Annotated in this window: 12 protein-coding genes; 11 read left to right on the top strand and 1 reads right to left on the bottom strand. The window is 70.3% G+C overall.

The window, feature by feature from the left end:
• Positions 1-5: 5 nt before the first annotated feature.
• The 10 genes from QC385_RS41925 to QC385_RS41880 all read left to right on the top strand — a co-directional run bounded on the left by QC385_RS41925 (position 6) and on the right by QC385_RS41880 (position 12,826).
• On the top strand, positions 6-1,163 hold the full coding sequence (locus tag QC385_RS41925; protein ID WP_279546666.1) for a Gfo/Idh/MocA family protein: 1,158 nt from the start codon (positions 6-8) through the stop codon (positions 1,161-1,163).
• On the top strand, positions 1,160-2,008 hold the full coding sequence (locus QC385_RS41920; protein WP_279546665.1) for a PmoA family protein: 849 nt from the start codon (positions 1,160-1,162) through the stop codon (positions 2,006-2,008). The genes QC385_RS41925 and QC385_RS41920 overlap by 4 nt, the downstream gene beginning before the upstream one ends.
• A complete protein-coding gene (locus tag QC385_RS41915; protein WP_279546664.1) occupies positions 2,005-3,513 on the top strand; it encodes a glycoside hydrolase family 43 protein in 1,509 nt (502 codons plus the stop codon). Before QC385_RS41920 ends, QC385_RS41915 begins: the two co-directional genes overlap by 4 nt.
• A 34-nt stretch (positions 3,514-3,547) precedes the next feature.
• Positions 3,548-5,536, top strand: a complete 1,989-nt coding sequence (locus QC385_RS41910) for a pectinesterase family protein (protein WP_279546663.1) — start codon at positions 3,548-3,550, stop codon at positions 5,534-5,536.
• A 49-nt stretch (positions 5,537-5,585) separates the two neighbouring features.
• Positions 5,586-6,935, top strand: coding sequence for an ABC transporter substrate-binding protein (locus QC385_RS41905; protein WP_279546662.1), 1,350 nt, complete (start codon positions 5,586-5,588; stop codon positions 6,933-6,935).
• 99 nt (positions 6,936-7,034) lie between these two features.
• On the top strand, positions 7,035-7,832 hold the full coding sequence (locus QC385_RS41900) for a rhamnogalacturonan acetylesterase (protein WP_279546661.1): 798 nt from the start codon (positions 7,035-7,037) through the stop codon (positions 7,830-7,832).
• Between the two features lie 33 nt (positions 7,833-7,865).
• Complete coding sequence (locus tag QC385_RS41895; protein WP_279546660.1) at positions 7,866-9,185, top strand: pectate lyase family protein; 1,320 nt, start codon at positions 7,866-7,868, stop codon at positions 9,183-9,185.
• A 117-nt stretch (positions 9,186-9,302) separates the two neighbouring features.
• A complete protein-coding gene (locus tag QC385_RS41890; RefSeq protein WP_279546659.1) occupies positions 9,303-10,424 on the top strand; it encodes a pectinesterase family protein in 1,122 nt (373 codons plus the stop codon).
• Complete coding sequence (locus QC385_RS41885; RefSeq protein ID WP_279546658.1) at positions 10,417-11,682, top strand: pectate lyase family protein; 1,266 nt, start codon at positions 10,417-10,419, stop codon at positions 11,680-11,682. Before QC385_RS41890 ends, QC385_RS41885 begins: the two co-directional genes overlap by 8 nt.
• The gene (locus tag QC385_RS41880) at positions 11,669-12,826 is read left to right on the top strand and encodes a dienelactone hydrolase family protein (RefSeq protein ID WP_279546657.1); all 1,158 of its coding nucleotides are present in this window, start codon (positions 11,669-11,671) and stop codon (positions 12,824-12,826) included. The genes QC385_RS41885 and QC385_RS41880 overlap by 14 nt, the downstream gene beginning before the upstream one ends.
• Before the next feature lie 3 nt (positions 12,827-12,829).
• On the opposite strand, the gene QC385_RS41875 is transcribed toward QC385_RS41880, so the two are convergent.
• Positions 12,830-15,037, bottom strand: a complete 2,208-nt coding sequence (locus QC385_RS41875) for a family 43 glycosylhydrolase (protein WP_279546656.1) — start codon at positions 15,035-15,037, stop codon at positions 12,830-12,832.
• Between the two features lie 248 nt (positions 15,038-15,285).
• On the opposite strand from QC385_RS41875, the gene QC385_RS41870 reads away from it, so the two are divergent.
• Positions 15,286-16,440, top strand: coding sequence for a right-handed parallel beta-helix repeat-containing protein (locus QC385_RS41870; RefSeq protein WP_279546655.1), 1,155 nt, complete (start codon positions 15,286-15,288; stop codon positions 16,438-16,440).
• Positions 16,441-16,562 lie beyond the last annotated feature (122 nt).

The raw sequence follows: 16,562 nt of genomic DNA, 5'->3' as shown, positions 1-16,562 counted from the left end.
ACTCCATGAACACACCTCTGCCCGTCGTCCTCGCCGGCGCCCGGGGCCACGGCCGCTGGCACGTCGAGAACATCCGCCGCCTCCAGGACAAGGGCCTCGTACGGCTGGCCGGCGTCTGCGAACTGACGCCGCTGACCGATCAGGAACTCGACGGCCTGGGCACGCCCGAGCAGTCCGCCGACTTCGGCGCCCTGCTGGACTCCACCGGCGCCCGGATCGCCGTGATCTGCACACCGATCCCCACCCACACCGACCTCGCGCTCACGGCGGCCGAGCGGGGCGTGCACCTCCTGCTGGAGAAGCCGCCCGCCCCCTCGTACGCGGAGTTCCGCCGCATGGCCGACGGGGTCGCCGCGGCCGGTGTCGTCTGCCAGATCGGCTTCCAGTCGCTGGGCTCGCACGCCGTGCCCGCCATCCGCGAGCTGATCGCCGAGGGCGCGATCGGGAAGCTGGCCGGGCTCGGCGGGGCCGGTGCCTGGGTGCGGAACGAGGACTACTTCCGGCGGGCGCCCTGGGCGGGCAAGCGGCGGCTGAACGGCGTCGACGTGATCGACGGGGCGCTGACCAACCCGCTCGCCCACGCCGTCGCCACCGCCCTCGCCCTCGGCGGCAGCACCCGCGCCGAGGACGTCACCGGCATCGAGACCGAACTGCTGCGCGCCAACGCCATCGAGTCAGACGACACCTCGTGCGTCCGGGTCAGCACCGCGCAGGGCCACCCGGTCACCGTCGCCGCGACCCTGTGCGCCGAGCAGGCGGACGAGCCGTACGTCCTGGTGCACGGCAGCACCGGCCGGATCACCTTCTGGTACAAGCAGGACCGCGTGCTGCTCCAGCGCGCGGGGCACGGCCCCGAGGAGTTCGAGCACGGCCGCACCGACCTGCTGGAGAACCTCGTCGCGCACCTCACCACCGGCGCGGACCTGCTGGTCCCGCCGGACGAGACCGGCGCCTTCATGAAGGTCGTGGAGGCCATCCGCACGGCCCCCGACCCGGCACCCCTGCCGGACACCGCCTGGCACCGCGTCCCCGGCGAGAACCGCCGGGTGGTGCCCGGCATCGACGGGCTCGTCGCGGCCGCCGCCGACACCCTCTCCCTCTACTCCGAGCTGGGCGCCCCCTGGGCCTCGGAGCACCTGCCGAAAGAGGTGAGCACCAGATGACCAGCAGCAACGACACCGCGGTGCTGCGCGTCGCGGGACGGCCGGTCGGCCGGTACGTCACCCGGCCCGAGCTGCCGGCCCGGCTCTCCCCGCGCCCCTATCTGCACCCCGTCACCACCCTGGCCGGCACGGCGGTCACCGAGCTGACCCCCGCCGACCACGCACACCACCTCGGCGTCGGTGTCGCCGTTCCCGACGTCGAGGGGTTCAACTTCTGGGGCGGACGCACCTACGTCCGCGACCAGGGCCCGACCGAGCTGGACAACCACGGCTCCCAGCGGCACGTCGCGTTCCAGCTGCGCGACCCGGACGGCTTCGTGGAGGAGCTGCGCTGGGTGGCGGCGGGCGGTGAGCTGCTGCGCGAGCGCCGTACGGTCGCGGCCACCGAACTCACCGACCAGGCCTGGGCGCTGGACCTCACCTTCTCCCTCACCAACGTCACCAAGGACCCGCTGTCGATCGGCAGCCCCGCGACCAACGGGCGACCGGGCGCGGCCTACGGCGGATTCTTCTGGCGGGCCCGCAAGGAGTCCTGCGCGCCGGAGGTCTTCTCGGCCGGGGCCGAGGGCGAGGAGCAGGTCCACGGCCGCCCCGCCGACTGGCTCGCCCTGCGGGGCGGCACCTGGACGCTGGTCTTCGCCGGCGCCACCGGACAGACCCGCCGCGACCCGTGGTTCGTGCGCACCGAGGAGTACCCGGGCGTCGGTTCCTCCCTGGCGCACGGCGAGCGGCTGCCGGTCCCGCCGGACGAGACCGTCGTCCGCCGCGTGGTCACCGTCGTCGCCGACGGCCGCCTCGACCGGGACGCCGCGGCGGCCCTCGTCCGCAAGGCGGTGAGCCCGTGACCACCGAGACCTACCGCAACCCGATCCTCGACGCCGACTGGTCCGACCCGGACGTCGTCCGCGTCGGCGACGACTTCTACCTGACCGCCTCCAGCTTCGGCCGCGCCCCCGGACTGCCCTTACTCCACTCCCGCGACCTGGTGAACTGGACGCTGGTCGGCCACGCGCTCGACCGTCTGGAACCGGCGGAGGAGTTCGAGAAGCCCCGTCACGACTGCGGCGTCTGGGCCCCGTCCCTCAGGTACCACGACGAACGCTTCTGGATCTTCTGGGGCGACCCCGACCAGGGCATCTTCCAGGTCAACGCCCCCGAGATCAGGGGCCCCTGGACCCGCCCGCACCTGGTGAAGGCGGGCAAGGGCCTGATCGACCCGTGTCCCCTGTGGGACGAGGACACCGGCGAGGCCTATCTGGTCCACGCCTGGGCCAAGTCCCGCTCGGGCATCAAGAACCGCCTCACCGGGCACCGCATGCGCCCCGACGGCACCGAACTCCTCGACGAGGGCAAGGTGATCGTCGACGCCGACCGCATACCCGGCTGGTTCACCCTGGAAGGTCCCAAGCTCTACCGGCACGACGGCTGGTTCTGGATCTTCGCCCCCGCCGGGGGAGTGGAGACCGGCTGGCAGGGCGCCTTCCGCTCGCGCGGCTTCTTCGGGCCGTACGAGGAGCGGATCGTCCTGGAACAGAAGGACACCGAGGTCAACGGCCCCCACCAGGGCGGCTGGGTGCGCACCGCGTCCGGCGAGGACTGGTTCCTGCACTTCCAGCAGCGCGGCGCCTACGGCCGGGTCGTGCACCTCCAGCCGATGCGCTGGGGGGCGGACGGCTGGCCGGTGCTCGGGGACGACGGCGCCCCCGTCGCCGTGTACGGGAAGCCCGGCCTGCCGCCGCAGCCGCCCGCCGCGCCCGCCACCGACGACGACTTCCCCGGCGGACGGTACGGCCGCCAGTGGCAGTGGACCGCCAACCCGGGCGACGGCTGGGCCACCCAGCACTCCGGGGACGGGCTCCGGCTGACCTGCGTCCGCTCGGCCGACGCGCACGATCTGCGCAAGCTGCCGAACGTGCTCACCCAGCGGCTGCCCGGAAAACCCTGCACGGTCGAGGTGGAGCTGCGGCTCGACAGCGACGAGCCCGGGGCCCGGGCCGGCCTCGCCGTCCTCGGGGACGCGTTCGGCTGGATCGGCCTTCAGCGGGGCGCGGACGGGACCGCGCACCTCGTGCACCGGTTCGCCGAGGCGGTCGCGGACGCCGAGCGCGACGCCGCCCACCCACGGCTCGCGCCCGGGGGCCGGGCCCGGCTGCGGATCGAGATCGGCGCGGGCGCCCGCTGCCGCTTCTCGGCCGACGTCGGCGACGGCTTCCGGCCGTCGGGCCCGGTCTTCACCGCCACCCCGTGGCGCTGGGTCGGCGCCCTGCTCGGCCTCGTCGCCCTCGCGCCCGCCGGCCAGGGCCACGCCGGCGCGGCCACCTTCACCCAGTTCCGGATCAGCGCCTCGTAACGCACCTCAAGTCGTACGCCTGTTGGGAGCCGCAATGACGCACTTCCGTAGCAAGCGCTTGTCGAGACCGGCGCACGGCAAGGTCGTGGCCGCCGTGCTCGGCCTCGTCGCCGCGCTGAGCCTCGGGACCCTCGGGGACGCACAGGCGGCCCCGCAGTCCCGGGGCGTGCCCGCCGCGGACCGCTGGACCGACCGGCCGCACGGCTTCGCCTCCCTCGCCGGCGGCACCACCGGCGGCGCGGGCGGCAAGGTCGTCACCGTCACCGACCAGGCCGCGCTCGCCAAGTACGCGGCGGCCGAGGAGCCGTACGTCATCCGCGTCAAGGGCTCCCTGGACATGGACCCCTTCGGCACGGAGATACCCGTCGCCTCGGACAAGACCATCATCGGCGTGAGCGACACCGCCGAGATCGTGCACGGCGGCTTCACCCTCGACCCCGGCACGCACAACGTGATCATCCGCAACCTCGCCATCCGCGACACGGCCATCGAGGGCAACTGGGACTGCAAGGACACCGACTACGACGGCATCCGCCTCGACACCGCCCACCATGTGTGGATCGACCACATCCGCTTCTCGCGGATCTGCGACGGCCAGCTCGACATCCGCAAGGACAGCGAGTACGTCACCGTCTCCTACAACCAGTTCACGAACAACAACAAGACCTTCGGCATCGGCTGGACCCCGAACGTCAAGACGCAGATCACCGTCGACCACAACTGGTTCCGCGGCACCAAGCAGCGCAACCCGTCCGCCGACAACGTCGCCTACGCCCACCTCTACAACAACTACCTGTCCTCGCAGCTGTCCGACGGCGACCCCGTGTGGACGTACGGCAACTGGTCGCGCGGCCGGACGAAGATGGTCATCGAGAACAGCTTCTATGACGGCGTCCAGCACCCCTACCAGGCCGACGCCACCGCCGAGCTGGTGCAACGCGGTTCGGTCCTGCGGAACACCACGGGACGGCACGACGCGTGGGGCACGGCGTTCGACCCGCGCGCGTTCTACGACTACCGGCTCGACCCGGCCGCGGCCGTGCCCGCGCTGGTGAAGAGGTTCTCCGGGCCGCAGAAGCGGATCGGCGGGCCTGTCACGCTGCACGTCCCGGGCGACTACCCGACCGTGCAGGCCGCCGTGGACGCGGTGCCCGACGGCAACGACACCCCGCTCACGATCGCCGTCGCGCCCGGCACGTACCGCGAGAAGGTGTTCATCCCCGCGAGCAAGCCGAATCTCGTGCTGCGGGGGACCGGACAGGACCGCTCCGACACCGTCATCGTCTTCGACACGCCCGCCGAGTACGGGGGTTCGACCGGGAGCGCCACCGTCCGGATCGCCGCGAACGACGTCACCGCACGCAACCTCACCTTCAGCAACGACTTCGACGAGGCCGCGCACGAGCTGAAGGGCGAGCAGGCGCTGGCGATGAAGACGACCGGCGACCGGATCGTCTTCGAGGACACCGCCTTCCTGGGCAACCAGGACACCCTGATGACCGACAGCCTCAAGCTGACCACCCTCAGCCGGGTCTACGTCCGCGACTCCTACATCGAGGGCGACGTGGACTTCATCTACGGCCGGGCCACGACGGTGATCGAACGGTCGGTGATCCGGGCGCTGAGCCGGGGCTCGGACACGAACAACGGCTACATCACGGCGGCTTCGACCTGGAAGGGAAACCCGTACGGGTTCCTGATCACCCGGTCGAAGATCGTCAGCGACGCCCCTGCCGGGACCTTCCACCTGGGCCGGCCCTGGCACCCGGGTGGCGAGCCCGACGCGATCGCGCAGGTGCTGATCCGGGACACCGAACTGCCGGCCGCGATCAAGTCCTCGCCGTGGACCGACATGGGCGGGTTCTCGTGGAAGGACGCGCGGTTCACCGAGTACCGCAACTTCGGCCCGGGCGCGACGGTCACCGCCGACCGTCCGCAGCTGAGCGACCAGGAGGCGCGGCCGCACACCGTGGCCGCCTACCTCAGGGGCACGGACGACTGGGCACCCCACGCCCGCCACTGACCCCCCACACCTTCAAGTTCCGCTGGATCCAGAAGAAGAGAGCCGACCAATGAAGATCAGCAATCGCAGAAGCAGGCGCGCCGCCACGGCCGTCGCCCTGGGGGCCGTACTCGCGCTGACCGTCACCGCCTGCGGCGACGACGGCAGCGGGGCGGGCGGCGACAAGGGCGCCGACGGCAGCGGCAAGGGCAAGATCGTCTTCTGGGACAACAACGGCGGTGTCCGTACCGAGGCCTGGAAGGAGATCATCGCCAACTTCGAGAAGGCGAACCCCGACATCGAGGTCGAGTACGTGGGGATCGCCTCCACCGAGTACCAATCCAAGGTCGACACCGCCCTCCAGGGCGGCGGTCTGCCGGACGTCGGCGGTGTCGGCGCGGCGATGCTCGCGGGGTTCGCCGCACAGGGCGCGCTGGAACCGCTGGACGAGCGGCTCGCCAAGTCCTCGCTCAACGGCAAGCTCAACAAGGACATGGTCGAGTCGCTGAAGGCGGCCGGCGGTGGCGACGACAACCTGTACTCGATCCCGACCTCCGCGAACAACGGTGTGCTGTACTACCGCACCGACCTGTTCAAGAAGGCGGGGCTTCAGGAGCCGACGACGTGGGACCGGTTCTTCGAGGCCGCGAACAAGCTCACGAGCAAGGGCAAGAACGAGTTCGGCTACACCATCCGCGGTGGCGCGGGCTCCATCGCCCAGGCGCTGGACGCGATGTACGGGCAGTCCGGGATCACCTCGTTCTGGGACTCCAGCGGTGAGAAGACCACGGTCAACGACCCCAAGAACGTGGCGGCCCTGGAGAAGTACGCGGCGCTGTACAAGAAGGTCACCCCCGCGGCCGACCTCAACAACGACTTCACCAAGATGGTCGCGCAGTGGGACTCCGGCACGATCGGGATGCTGAACCACAACCTCGGGTCGTACCAGGACCACGTGAAGGCGCTCGGGGTCGACAAGTTCCGGGGCATTCCGCAGCCGACCGGGCCCGGCGGTAAGCGGGTCCAGGTCTCCAACCCGGTCGACGGCATGGGGCTGTTCAAGAGCTCCAAGAACAAGGCCGCCGCCTGGAAGTTCATCGAGTTCGCCACGTCCAAGGCGGAGAACTCGAAGTTCAACGAGTCGGCGGGGCAGGTGCCGTCGAACACGGACGCGGCGAAGGACGCGTGGATTTCGAAGGCCGAGCCCACGAAGCTGGCCGCTGACGCGTTGTCGGACGGGTCGACGACGATCGTGCAGCTGCCGTACTACCTGCCGGACTGGAACACGATCTCCAAGGCCGACAATGAGCCGAACTTCCAGAAGGTGCTGCTCGGGAAGATGAGTGCGAAGGAATTTCTGGACACGTTGGCTGAGCAGCTGAATGCGGCTCAGGAGGAGTGGGACAAGCAGAAGGGTTGATTTTCGCCGGGTTTCGCCGTGGGACGGCCTGTGGTGTGCAGGGTGCGGGCCGTCCCCGGCTTGTCGCGCAGTTCCCCGCGCCCCTAGGGAGTTTCATTCGTGTCTCTCAGTCGAAGACAAGTCGCTGTCGCCGCTGTCGCCTCCGTACCCCTCGCGTTTTCCGTTACCGGTACGGCACAAGCCGGCGGTCACCGTCTTCGCACCCTCTACATCGCCGGTGACTCCACCGCCGCCCAGAAATACGCGAACGCCGCGCCCGAGACCGGGTGGGGTATGGCGCTCCCGTTCCTTCTCCGTAAGGAGCTGGTGGTCGCCAACCATGCGGTGAACGGGCGCAGTTCCAAGAGTTTCGTCGACGAAGGTCGGCTGGAGGCTATTCTCTCCGCGATCCAGCCCGGCGATTTCCTCCTCATCCAGTTCGGTCACAACGACCAGAAGGCGGAGGACCTCACTCGGTACACCGAGCCCTGGACGACGTACCAGGACCATCTGCGGATGTACGTCGAGGGGGCCCGGGCCCGTGGGGCGCGGCCCGTGCTCGCGACCTCCGTGGAGCGGCGGAAGTTCGACGCCGGCGGGAAGGCCGTGACGACGCACGGCGAGTACCCGGCGGCCATGCGGGCGCTCGCCGCCGAGGAGCGGGTCGCGTTGCTCGACATCCAGGCGCTGTCGCTCGCCCTGTGGCAGGAGCTCGGGGTCGAGGAGACGAAGAAGTACTTCAACTGGACCGCCACCGAGCAGGACAACACGCACTTCAATCCGCCGGGCGCGATCGCCGTGGCCCGCCTCGTGGCGAGGGAGCTGCTCCGGACCCGGGTGCTCGGGCCGCGCGATGTGCGCCGGCTGGACGAGCGGATTCCCGAGTCGTGGATCACCTGGCCGCAGGCCGCGGCGTAACACCCCCCAGCGAGAAGGAAAGAGAGCCGCACCATGAACATTCGGAAGTGTCATGATCATGTCAGAGTGAGCGGAGTGAAGGTCGCCGCGGTGGTCGGGTGCGCCGCGCTCGTGCTGTCCGTCAGCGGTACCGCCGCACAGGCCGGGCCCCGGGACGTGGCCCGCCAGACGCTCGGGGCCAACGACGGGTGGGGTGCGTACGGCACCGGTACCACGGGTGGTGCCGCGGCCGATGCCGCGCACGTCTACACCGTCACCACCTGGGAGCAGTTCCGGGCCGCCCTGAAGGACGGCGGGACCGCGCCCAGGATCATCAAGGTCAAGGGGATGATCGACGCCGTCTCCCAGGGCTGTGAGGCGTTCGAGGCCGAGGGGTACGACTTCCACAAGTACCTCGCCGCCTACGACCCCGCCGTCTGGGGACACGACAAGCCGGTCAGCGGTGAGCAGGAGGACCTGCGGGCCGCGTCCGCCGCCCAGCAGGACAAGACCATCAAGGCGATCGTCCCCGCCAACACCACCATCATCGGCGTGGGCAAGAACTCCGGGATCCTCGGCGGCAGCCTCCAGATCAAGGGCGTCGACAACGTCATCGTCCGGAACCTCACCATCGAGGCGCCGGTCGACTGCTTCCCGCAGTGGGACCCGACCGACGACAACAAGACCGGCGCCTGGAACAGTGAGTACGACGGGGTGGTGGTCTACGGCTCCACGCACGTGTGGGTCGACCACAACACCCTGACCGACGGCCGCTACCCCGACAGCTCCCTGCCGTCCTACTTCGGCAAGACCTACCAGCAGCACGACGGGCTGCTCGACGTCGTCCGCGGCTCGAACCACGTGACCGTGTCCTGGAACTCGTTCAAGGACCACGACAAGACCATGCTGATCGGCAACAGCGACAGCGCCACCGCCGACGACACGGGCAAGCTGAAGGTCACGCTGCACCACAACCGCTTCGAGGGCATCGTCGAGCGGGCACCGCGGGTGCGGTTCGGGCAGGTCGACTCGTACAACAACCACTTCGTGGTCACCAAGGGCCAGAAGTGGGGCTACGTCTACGGCATCGGCAAGGAGTCCCGGCTCGTCGCCGAGCACAACGCGTTCACCCTGGCGCAGGGCGTCAGCCCGGCGAAGATCCTCAAGAAGTGGAACGAGGCGCCGGTCACCGCGGGCGGCAACCACGTCAACGGCAAGGCCGTCGACCTGATCGCCGTGCACAACGCCGAGATCCCCGGCGAGACGCTCCAGTCGGGCGCCGGCTGGACGCCGACGCTGCGGGCCGGCGTCGACCCGGCGAAGGCGGTCCCGGGCATCGTCGGTGCCCGCGCGGGCGCCGGCCGCGTGTGCTGACCAGACCTGACCCGACCGGCACGTGAACCGGCCGGGGCGGCACGCATCGCACCCCGCCCCGGCCTCTTCCCCACTCGTAAGAACCCCGCACCAGCCGCACCGCGAAGGAGCAGCCGTATGCTCTCGCAGCCCCATGTCCCCCTCTCCCGCCGGACGTTCCTCGCCGGGAGTGCCGCAGCGGGTGCCGCCGTCGGCCTCGCCGCCGTTCCCGCGCGGGCCGCCGGCACCCGGCCGCGCCCGTTCGGCCGGTACGGCTCACCGGCCGCCCGCCTGACGCCCAGGACCCTGTACGTCCACCGGGGCGGCGCCGGTGACTTCACCACCGTCCCGGACGCCGTCGACGCGGCGAACGGCAGCGGGTACACCGTCGTCATCGCCCCGGGCACGTACCGGCAGACCGTCGCCGTCGACTCCGCCCGTACGGAGATGACCTGGATCGGGGCGAGCCAGAACCCCCGTGACGTCGTGATCGTGTACGACAACGCGGCCGGGACACCCAAGCCCGGCGGCGGCACCTACGGCACCACCGGCTCCGCCACCACGACCGTGCAGGCCGACGGCTTCACCGCCCGCTGGATCACCTTCGCCAACGACTGGCTGCGCGCGGACCACCCCGGGATCACCGGCACCCAGGCCGTCGCCATCAAGGTCCAGGGCGACCGGTCCGCCTTCCACCACTGCCGGTTCCTCGGCCACCAGGACACCCTGTACGCCGACTCGATGGCGCTGGGCACCTTCGCCCGCCAGTACTTCGCCCACTGCTACGCCGAGGGCGACGTCGACTTCGTCTTCGGGCGGGCGACCGCCGTCTTCGAGCGCTGCCGCTTCCGGACCCTGAACCGGACCGACCTGTCGGCCGCCCCGTACGGCTTCGTCTTCGCCCCGTCGACGGCCGGTGCCAACCCCCTCGGATATCTGGTGACCGACAGCCGCGTCGACAGCGAGGCTCCCGACGGCCACTACAAGCTGGCCCGCCCCTGGGTGCCCAGCTCCGACACCACCGCCCGCCCCATGCTCACCGTCCGGAACACCTGGCTCGGCCCGGGAATCGACGCGGTCGCGCCCTACACCAACATGCGCGAAGCCCATCCCTGGCAGTCGATGCGGTTCGCCGAGTACCGGAACTCGGGGCCGGGGGCGGCGATTCACGTCCCGGAGAACCGGCCGCAACTCACCCGTGCACAGGCCCGGTCGCACACCAGGGAGACCTACCTCGGCGACTGGCGGCCCTGTGCGTAGGATCGCCGTCCTCCTCCTCGGCCTCTGCCTGCTCTGGCCGGCCTCGCCGGCCTCCGCCGCCGGGCACCCGCCCGTCGGCTGGGCCTCGACCGGCTCCGGAACCACCGGCGGCGCGGGCGGCACCACCTGGACGGTGGACACCCGCGCCGAGCTCAAGCAGGCCCTGGCCAATGACGGCGCCCCCGCCGCGCCCAAGGTGATCCGGGTCGTCGGCGACATCAACGGCCACGAGGGCGACGACGGTTCCCTGCTCGGCGAGCAGGACTACGCGCCCGGATACGACCTCGGCAAGTACATGTCCTGCTTCGGCGAGGACGGCGCCGTCTGGTCCGACACCCGCTTCGGCCACTGCAAGCAGCAGCGGCAGTTGCGCCAGACCGGGTCGAACAAGGAGAAGGCGCAGATCCAGCTCACCGTGCCGAGCAACACCACGCTTGTCGGCATGGGCCGGGACGCCCGGCTGCTCGGGGTGTTCCTGACGGTCAACACCGGCAGCAACATCGTCGTGCGGAACCTGCATCTGGAGGCACCCGTCGACCACTTCACCAGCTGGTCGCCGGGCGACGGCACGCACGGGAGCTGGAACGCCCGCTTCGACGCGCTCACCGTGATCACGGGTAAGCACATCTGGATCGACCACTGCACTTTCACCGACGGCCGTTTCCCGGATCGCGAGGCGCCCCTCGGCTTCCACGGCGAGCGCGTGCAGCGGCACGACGGACTGCTGGACATCGAGGACGGCTCCGACTTCGTCACGGTCTCCGACAGCCGGTTCGAGGACCACGACAAGGCGATCCTGATCGGGTCGGGCGACGGACGCGGCGACCGCGACCGGGGGCACCTCAAGGTGACCTTCGTCCGCAACCTGTTCAGCGGCATCGTGCAGCGCGCCCCGCGTGTCCGCTTCGGGCAGGTGCACGTCGTCAACAACGTCCACCGGGGGCAGGCGCCTCTCTACGCCCTGGGCGTCGGCGTGGAGTCCGCGATCTTCTCCGAGCGCAATGTCTTCCGGTATCCCGGGGGACGGCCGTTGCTCGCCGTCGCGGACTACGGGGGTGAGCGTTTCCGCGACACCGGCTCCTGGTTCAACGGCCGGCCCGCCCGGCTCGACGCCGTGGCGAGCGGTCTCGGCCTCGGGACCGACGTCGGCTGGGATCCGGCCGACGTGTACGAGTACCGCGCCCTGACGTCCCCGTCGGCGGTGGAGCGGTACGTGCTGCGGCACGCCGGAACGGGGAGGTCGTATGGGCACCCATGAGCCGCTGGACCGGCGGACGTTCGTGGTCGGGGCGGGCACGGCGCTGCTGGCCGGGGGAGCGGTGAGCGGGGCGGAGGCCGCGGTCGTGGACGGCCCGCTGCCCGACTTCCACCCGGCGCTGAAGGACGCCCTGACCTTCCCGCTCGCCTGGGGGAGATCCCCGATCCGCGACTTCCGCGCCTGGCGGCGTGCCGCCCGGGACACGGTCGAGGAGCACCTGCTCGTCGAGCGGCAGGACGGGACGCCGTACGCAGCGGAGATCGGTGGTCGTACCCAAGGGGAGGGATACGCACGGGAGTTGGTCACCGTCTCCCTCACCCGCCACGAAAGGGTGCGCGGCGCCCTGTTCACCCCCCACGGCCGCGGGCCCTTCCCCGCCGTGCTGCTCCTGCACGACCACGGCGCCAGGTTCGACATCGGGAAGGAGAAACTCGTCCGTCCCTGGTACGACGACACCCGTCTCGCCTCGGCCCGGGCCTGGGCGGACAAGTACTTCAGCGGACGGTTCGTCGGCGACGAACTGGCGCGGCGCGGCTATGTGGTGCTGTGCCTGGACGCGCTCGGCTGGGGCGATCGCGGACCGCTCGCCTACGAGCAGCAGCAGGCCCTCGCCGCCAACTTCTACAACCTCGGCTCCTCGCTCGCCGGGCTCATGGCCCGGGAGGACCAGCGGGCCGCCGCCTTCCTGGCGGGACTGGACCGGGTGGACGCCCGGCGGGTCGCGGCCGTCGGCTTCTCGATGGGCGCCTACCGCGCCTGGCAGACCGCCGCCCTCAGCGACGACATCGCGGCCGCCGCGAGCGTGTGCTGGATGACCGGCCTGAAGGAGATGATGGTGCCGGGCAACAACACGCTGCGCGGGCAGTCGGCTTACTACATGCTCCACCCGGGTCTCGCCCGGCACCTCGACATCCCCGACGTGGCGAGCATCGCCGCGCCCCGGCCGGCGCTGTTCTTCAACGGCGGGCTCGACACGCTGTTCCCGGCCGAGGACGTACGGGTCGCGTACGACAAGCTGCGTGCCGTCTGGCGGTCACGCCACGCCGAGGACCGGATACGGACGAAGACGTGGCCGGAGCTCGGCCACGTCTTCACCCACGAGATGCAGGACGAGGTCTTCAACTGGCTCGACGACGTCCTGTGAGGCTCATCGCCGAACCGGCTTGATGCCCTCCAGGGTCGGCACCACCGGCTTGATGCCGCCGTCGGCCGCGAACTCCATGCGGTCGATGGTGGTCTCCCGGTGCATGCCGTCGCCGCCGGGCCTGCCGGGGCCGTTGAGGGCGAAGCGATGGTAGACCATGTACCAGTCGTCGGTGCCCGGGGTGTTCACCACCGAGTGGTGACCGGTGCCGAGGATGCCGTACTCGGGCCGCTTCTCGAGGATCGTCCCGCGCTTGGTCCACGGGCCGAGCGGGGACGGACCCGTCGCGTACGCCACGTGGTAGTTCTCGCTGCGGGTGTCGTCCTCCGACCACATGAAGTAGTACGTGCCCTTCCGCTTGATCACGAAGGAGCCCTCGCGGAAGTTGTCCGGGGTGATGTCCTGCACCTTGGACGCGTCGAAGGACACCATGTCGTCGTTGAGCGGCACGACGTACCCGCGTCCGTTGCCCCAGTACAGGTACGCCTGGCCGTCGTCGTCCGTGAAGACCGACGGGTCGATCATCTGGCCCTTGAGCGCTCCGCCCTTGGCGACCAGCGGCTTGCCGAGCGCGTCCTTGAAGGGGCCGGCCGGGGAGTCGGCCACCGCCACGCCGATCTGCTGCTCGGCGCAGAAGTAGAAGTAGTACTTGCCGTTCCGCTCGGCGATCGCGGGCGCCCAGGCGTACTTGTCGGCCCAGGTCACGTCAGGCCCGAGGTCGACGATGACGCCGTGGTCCTTCCAGTGGACCAGGTCCTTCGACGAGTACGCCTTGAACTTGGTGCCGCTCCAGCCCTGGAAGCCGTCCGTCGTCGGGTAGATCCAGTACCTGCCGTCGAGGTAGTGCACGTCCGGGTCGGCGTTCAGGCCGGGCAGCATGGGGCTGCGTGTGCGGACCGCCTCGACCGTCCAGGTGCGCTTGGTGCCGTCGGCCGCCGTCACGGTGTACTTCTGCGGCTTGCGGAAGTCGCGCCGGGTGCCGGACCTCGGGCTCAGCACGGCGCCCTCACCGACCCACAGCTTCGGGGCCAGACCACGCAGATCGGCATCCGGCTCCATCGGCAGGACGACCTTGGACGCGCTGTCCGTGACGATCGAGTAGCCCTTCTGGTGCTTCGCCGTCGCGTCCACGACCGAGGTGGGCGTGGCCGGGTATGCCGCCAGCAGCCGGTCGTACTCCTTCTGGGTCACCGGGAGCACCGTGCCGTGCCGGGGGCTCGCCGGGAGCTGGTAGTCCGTGGACGGGGTCCACTTGCCCGAGGCGAGGTCGGTGGTCTCGAACGGGATGTAGCCGCGGCCGCCGTACTCGTCGCTGAACAGGTACCACTTCTTCTCGGTGTTCGACTTGAACACCGTCGGGCCCTCACCGCGGTCCATCGCGCCCTTGCCGATGCAGTCGGCCACGAACTCGTACTTCGTCGAGGTCAGGGACGTCGACTTCTCACCGGTGATGAATTTCGAGCAGGGGCTGGAGGAGCTGGGATCCCGCTCGTCCTTGGTGTAGCGGTAGTACTCGTCCTTGTACTTCACGACCGTGGAGTCGATCACCGAGTAGCCGGGGTCGTTCCAGATCTTCGGCTCGCTGAAGGTCCGGAAGTCCTTGGTCGTCGCGTACATCATCTTGTTGTACGTGTTGCCCTTGTGCTCCGGGTCGTCGGCGGCGTACAGCTTCGACGCCCAGAAGACGACGTACTCACCGAGCTCGTCGTCCCAGTAGGCCTCCGGTGCCCAGGTGTTGCCCGCGTTGTCCGGGGAGACCTTCACCAGGCGCTGGTCGGTCCAGTTGACCAGGTCGGTGGACTCCCAGACCATGATCGACTTGCTGCCGTGCCGCTGCACCTGGTCCCAGCTGCCGCTGGAGTTCTTGTACATCCGCAGGTCGGTGGCGATCAGGAAGAACTTGTCGCCCTTGGGGGAGCGGATCACGAACGGGTCGCGCAGGCCCTTCTCGCCGATCGTCGACGTCAGGACCGGCTTGCCGGCGTTCAGCTCGCGCCAGTGCAGCGCGTCGTTGCCCCGGCTGAGGGCGTAACGGATCTGCTCGCCGTCGGCGGTGCCCTCGCCCGTGAAGTAGGCGAAGAGATAGCCGGCGTACTTGGAGTGCTTCACGGGTGGTGCTCCGGAGTCCGCGGCGCCGGGTGGCGCCGCGAGAAGGGTCAGGAGGAGGCCGGTCAGGGCCAGGAACGGGAGCAGGAGCGTGCGGGGGCGCATGACACTTCCTGTCGGAGTCTGGGGGATTCTGTTGGGTAGCGGCCATCGGAGTTTCACCGGACGGGGACAGGGCGTCAACGGGTGTGCATGGGGCGGGTGGTTCCGAAACTTTCGCAAGCTCGGGCACGCATGTGCACGTGACGGCGGCAACCCTTTCGCGGTGCGGTGGCGACTACTGGTCGGAAACGGGACGGAGCGGGCCCCTCCGCACCGTTTCCGCCCCCGATTCCCCAGGAAAGGACCGCTTCGTGCTGCTCAGCGCAGGACGCCACCGCAGGACCCGTACGCTCACCATCGCCGCCGCGGTGGTCTGCGCCTCGGGGGCGGGCGGCGTCTACCTCGGGCTCTCGGGAGGCGGCGCGCGGGCCGCCTCGTCGACGGTCACCGTCTCCACCGCGGCGCAGCTCGAAGCGGCCGTGAAGAACGCCACCGCAGGGACCACCATCCAGGTCCGCGGCGGCACCTACTACCCGGACGCCACTCTCAAGTCCACGGCGAACGGCACCGCTTCGGCACGCATCACGCTGCGGGCGTACGGCGGCGAGAAGGTCCGGATCGACGGCTCCAGGCTGCCCGCCGGCTCCTGGCTGGCCGCCGTCCAGGGCGACCACTGGACCGTCGAGAACCTGGCCTTCGTCAACTCACCCGCCCAGGGCTTCGTCGCCACGTCCTCCGTGGGCGGCGTCTTCAAGAACCTCGTCACCGCGGACAACGGCGACTCCGGCTTCACCCTGCGCGGCGACGGCACGACCGGCAACCTCGTGCAGAACCTGGACAGCCACGGCAACTACGACCCGGCCGGACACGGCCAGAACGCCGACGGCATCGCCGTCAAGTTCGGCTCCGGGACGGGCAACAGGATCACCGGCGCCCGGCTGTACGACAACTCCGACGACGGCCTCGACCTCTGGCAGTTCTCCTCACCGGTCACCATCGAGCACTCCTGGGCCTTCGGCAACGGCGAGAACCGCTGGAACGACCCGGCCTTCGAGGGCAACGGCAACGGCTTCGAACTGGGCGGTGGCGGATCGTCGGCCGCCCATGTCGTCAACGACAACGCCGCCTGGGACAACACGCTGCACGGCTTCACCGAGAACTCCAACACCGGCGCCATGGCCCTGAACCGCAACACCACGTACTCCAACGCCCACAACGGCTTCTACTTCGCCACCGGCAAGGCCCGCCTCGGCAAGAACCTCGCCACGAGCGACAAGGGCGGCCCCGCCGAGCTGGGCTCCACGGCCGTCTCCGCCGGCAACGACTGGGACCGCGGCGTCGCCACCCCGCCCTTCAGGTCGACGGACGCGACCAGCGCGTACGGAGCGCGCCGAGCGGACGGCTCCCTCCCCGCGACGACGTTCCTGACGACCGGCTCGACGACCGTCGGCTCGACGATGGGCTAGGGCGTGTCCGCAAAGTCCCGTCGTCCGCCCGGAGGGCGGGCCTCGCGGCGTCCGGTGCGTGCTCTGGGGGTCCCCCCGGCCGAAGGCTGGGGGAGTGCCGGGCGGACGCCCGCGTACTGGTT

This window comes from Streptomyces sp. DH10 (genome assembly GCF_029813805.1).
Lineage (GTDB): Bacteria > Actinomycetota > Actinomycetes > Streptomycetales > Streptomycetaceae > Streptomyces > Streptomyces coeruleofuscus.
Note: the sequence above shows the minus strand (reverse complement) of the source record. Positions and strands in the feature narration are given on the sequence as shown.

What these genes read in the sequence shown, in the direction of transcription:
- QC385_RS41925 (WP_279546666.1), top strand. Translation starts at nt 6, where the DNA reads ATGAACACACCTCTGCCCGTCGTCCTCGCCGGCGCCCGGGGCCACGGC.
- QC385_RS41920 (WP_279546665.1), top strand. Translation starts at nt 1,160, where the DNA reads ATGACCAGCAGCAACGACACCGCGGTGCTGCGCGTCGCGGGACGGCCG.
- QC385_RS41910 (WP_279546663.1), top strand. Translation starts at nt 3,548, where the DNA reads ATGACGCACTTCCGTAGCAAGCGCTTGTCGAGACCGGCGCACGGCAAG.
- QC385_RS41905 (WP_279546662.1), top strand. Translation starts at nt 5,586, where the DNA reads ATGAAGATCAGCAATCGCAGAAGCAGGCGCGCCGCCACGGCCGTCGCC.
- QC385_RS41895 (WP_279546660.1), top strand. Translation starts at nt 7,866, where the DNA reads ATGAACATTCGGAAGTGTCATGATCATGTCAGAGTGAGCGGAGTGAAG.
- QC385_RS41890 (WP_279546659.1), top strand. Translation starts at nt 9,303, where the DNA reads ATGCTCTCGCAGCCCCATGTCCCCCTCTCCCGCCGGACGTTCCTCGCC.
- QC385_RS41880 (WP_279546657.1), top strand. Translation starts at nt 11,669, where the DNA reads ATGGGCACCCATGAGCCGCTGGACCGGCGGACGTTCGTGGTCGGGGCG.
- QC385_RS41875 (WP_279546656.1), bottom strand. Translation starts at nt 15,037, where the DNA reads ATGCGCCCCCGCACGCTCCTGCTCCCGTTCCTGGCCCTGACCGGCCTC.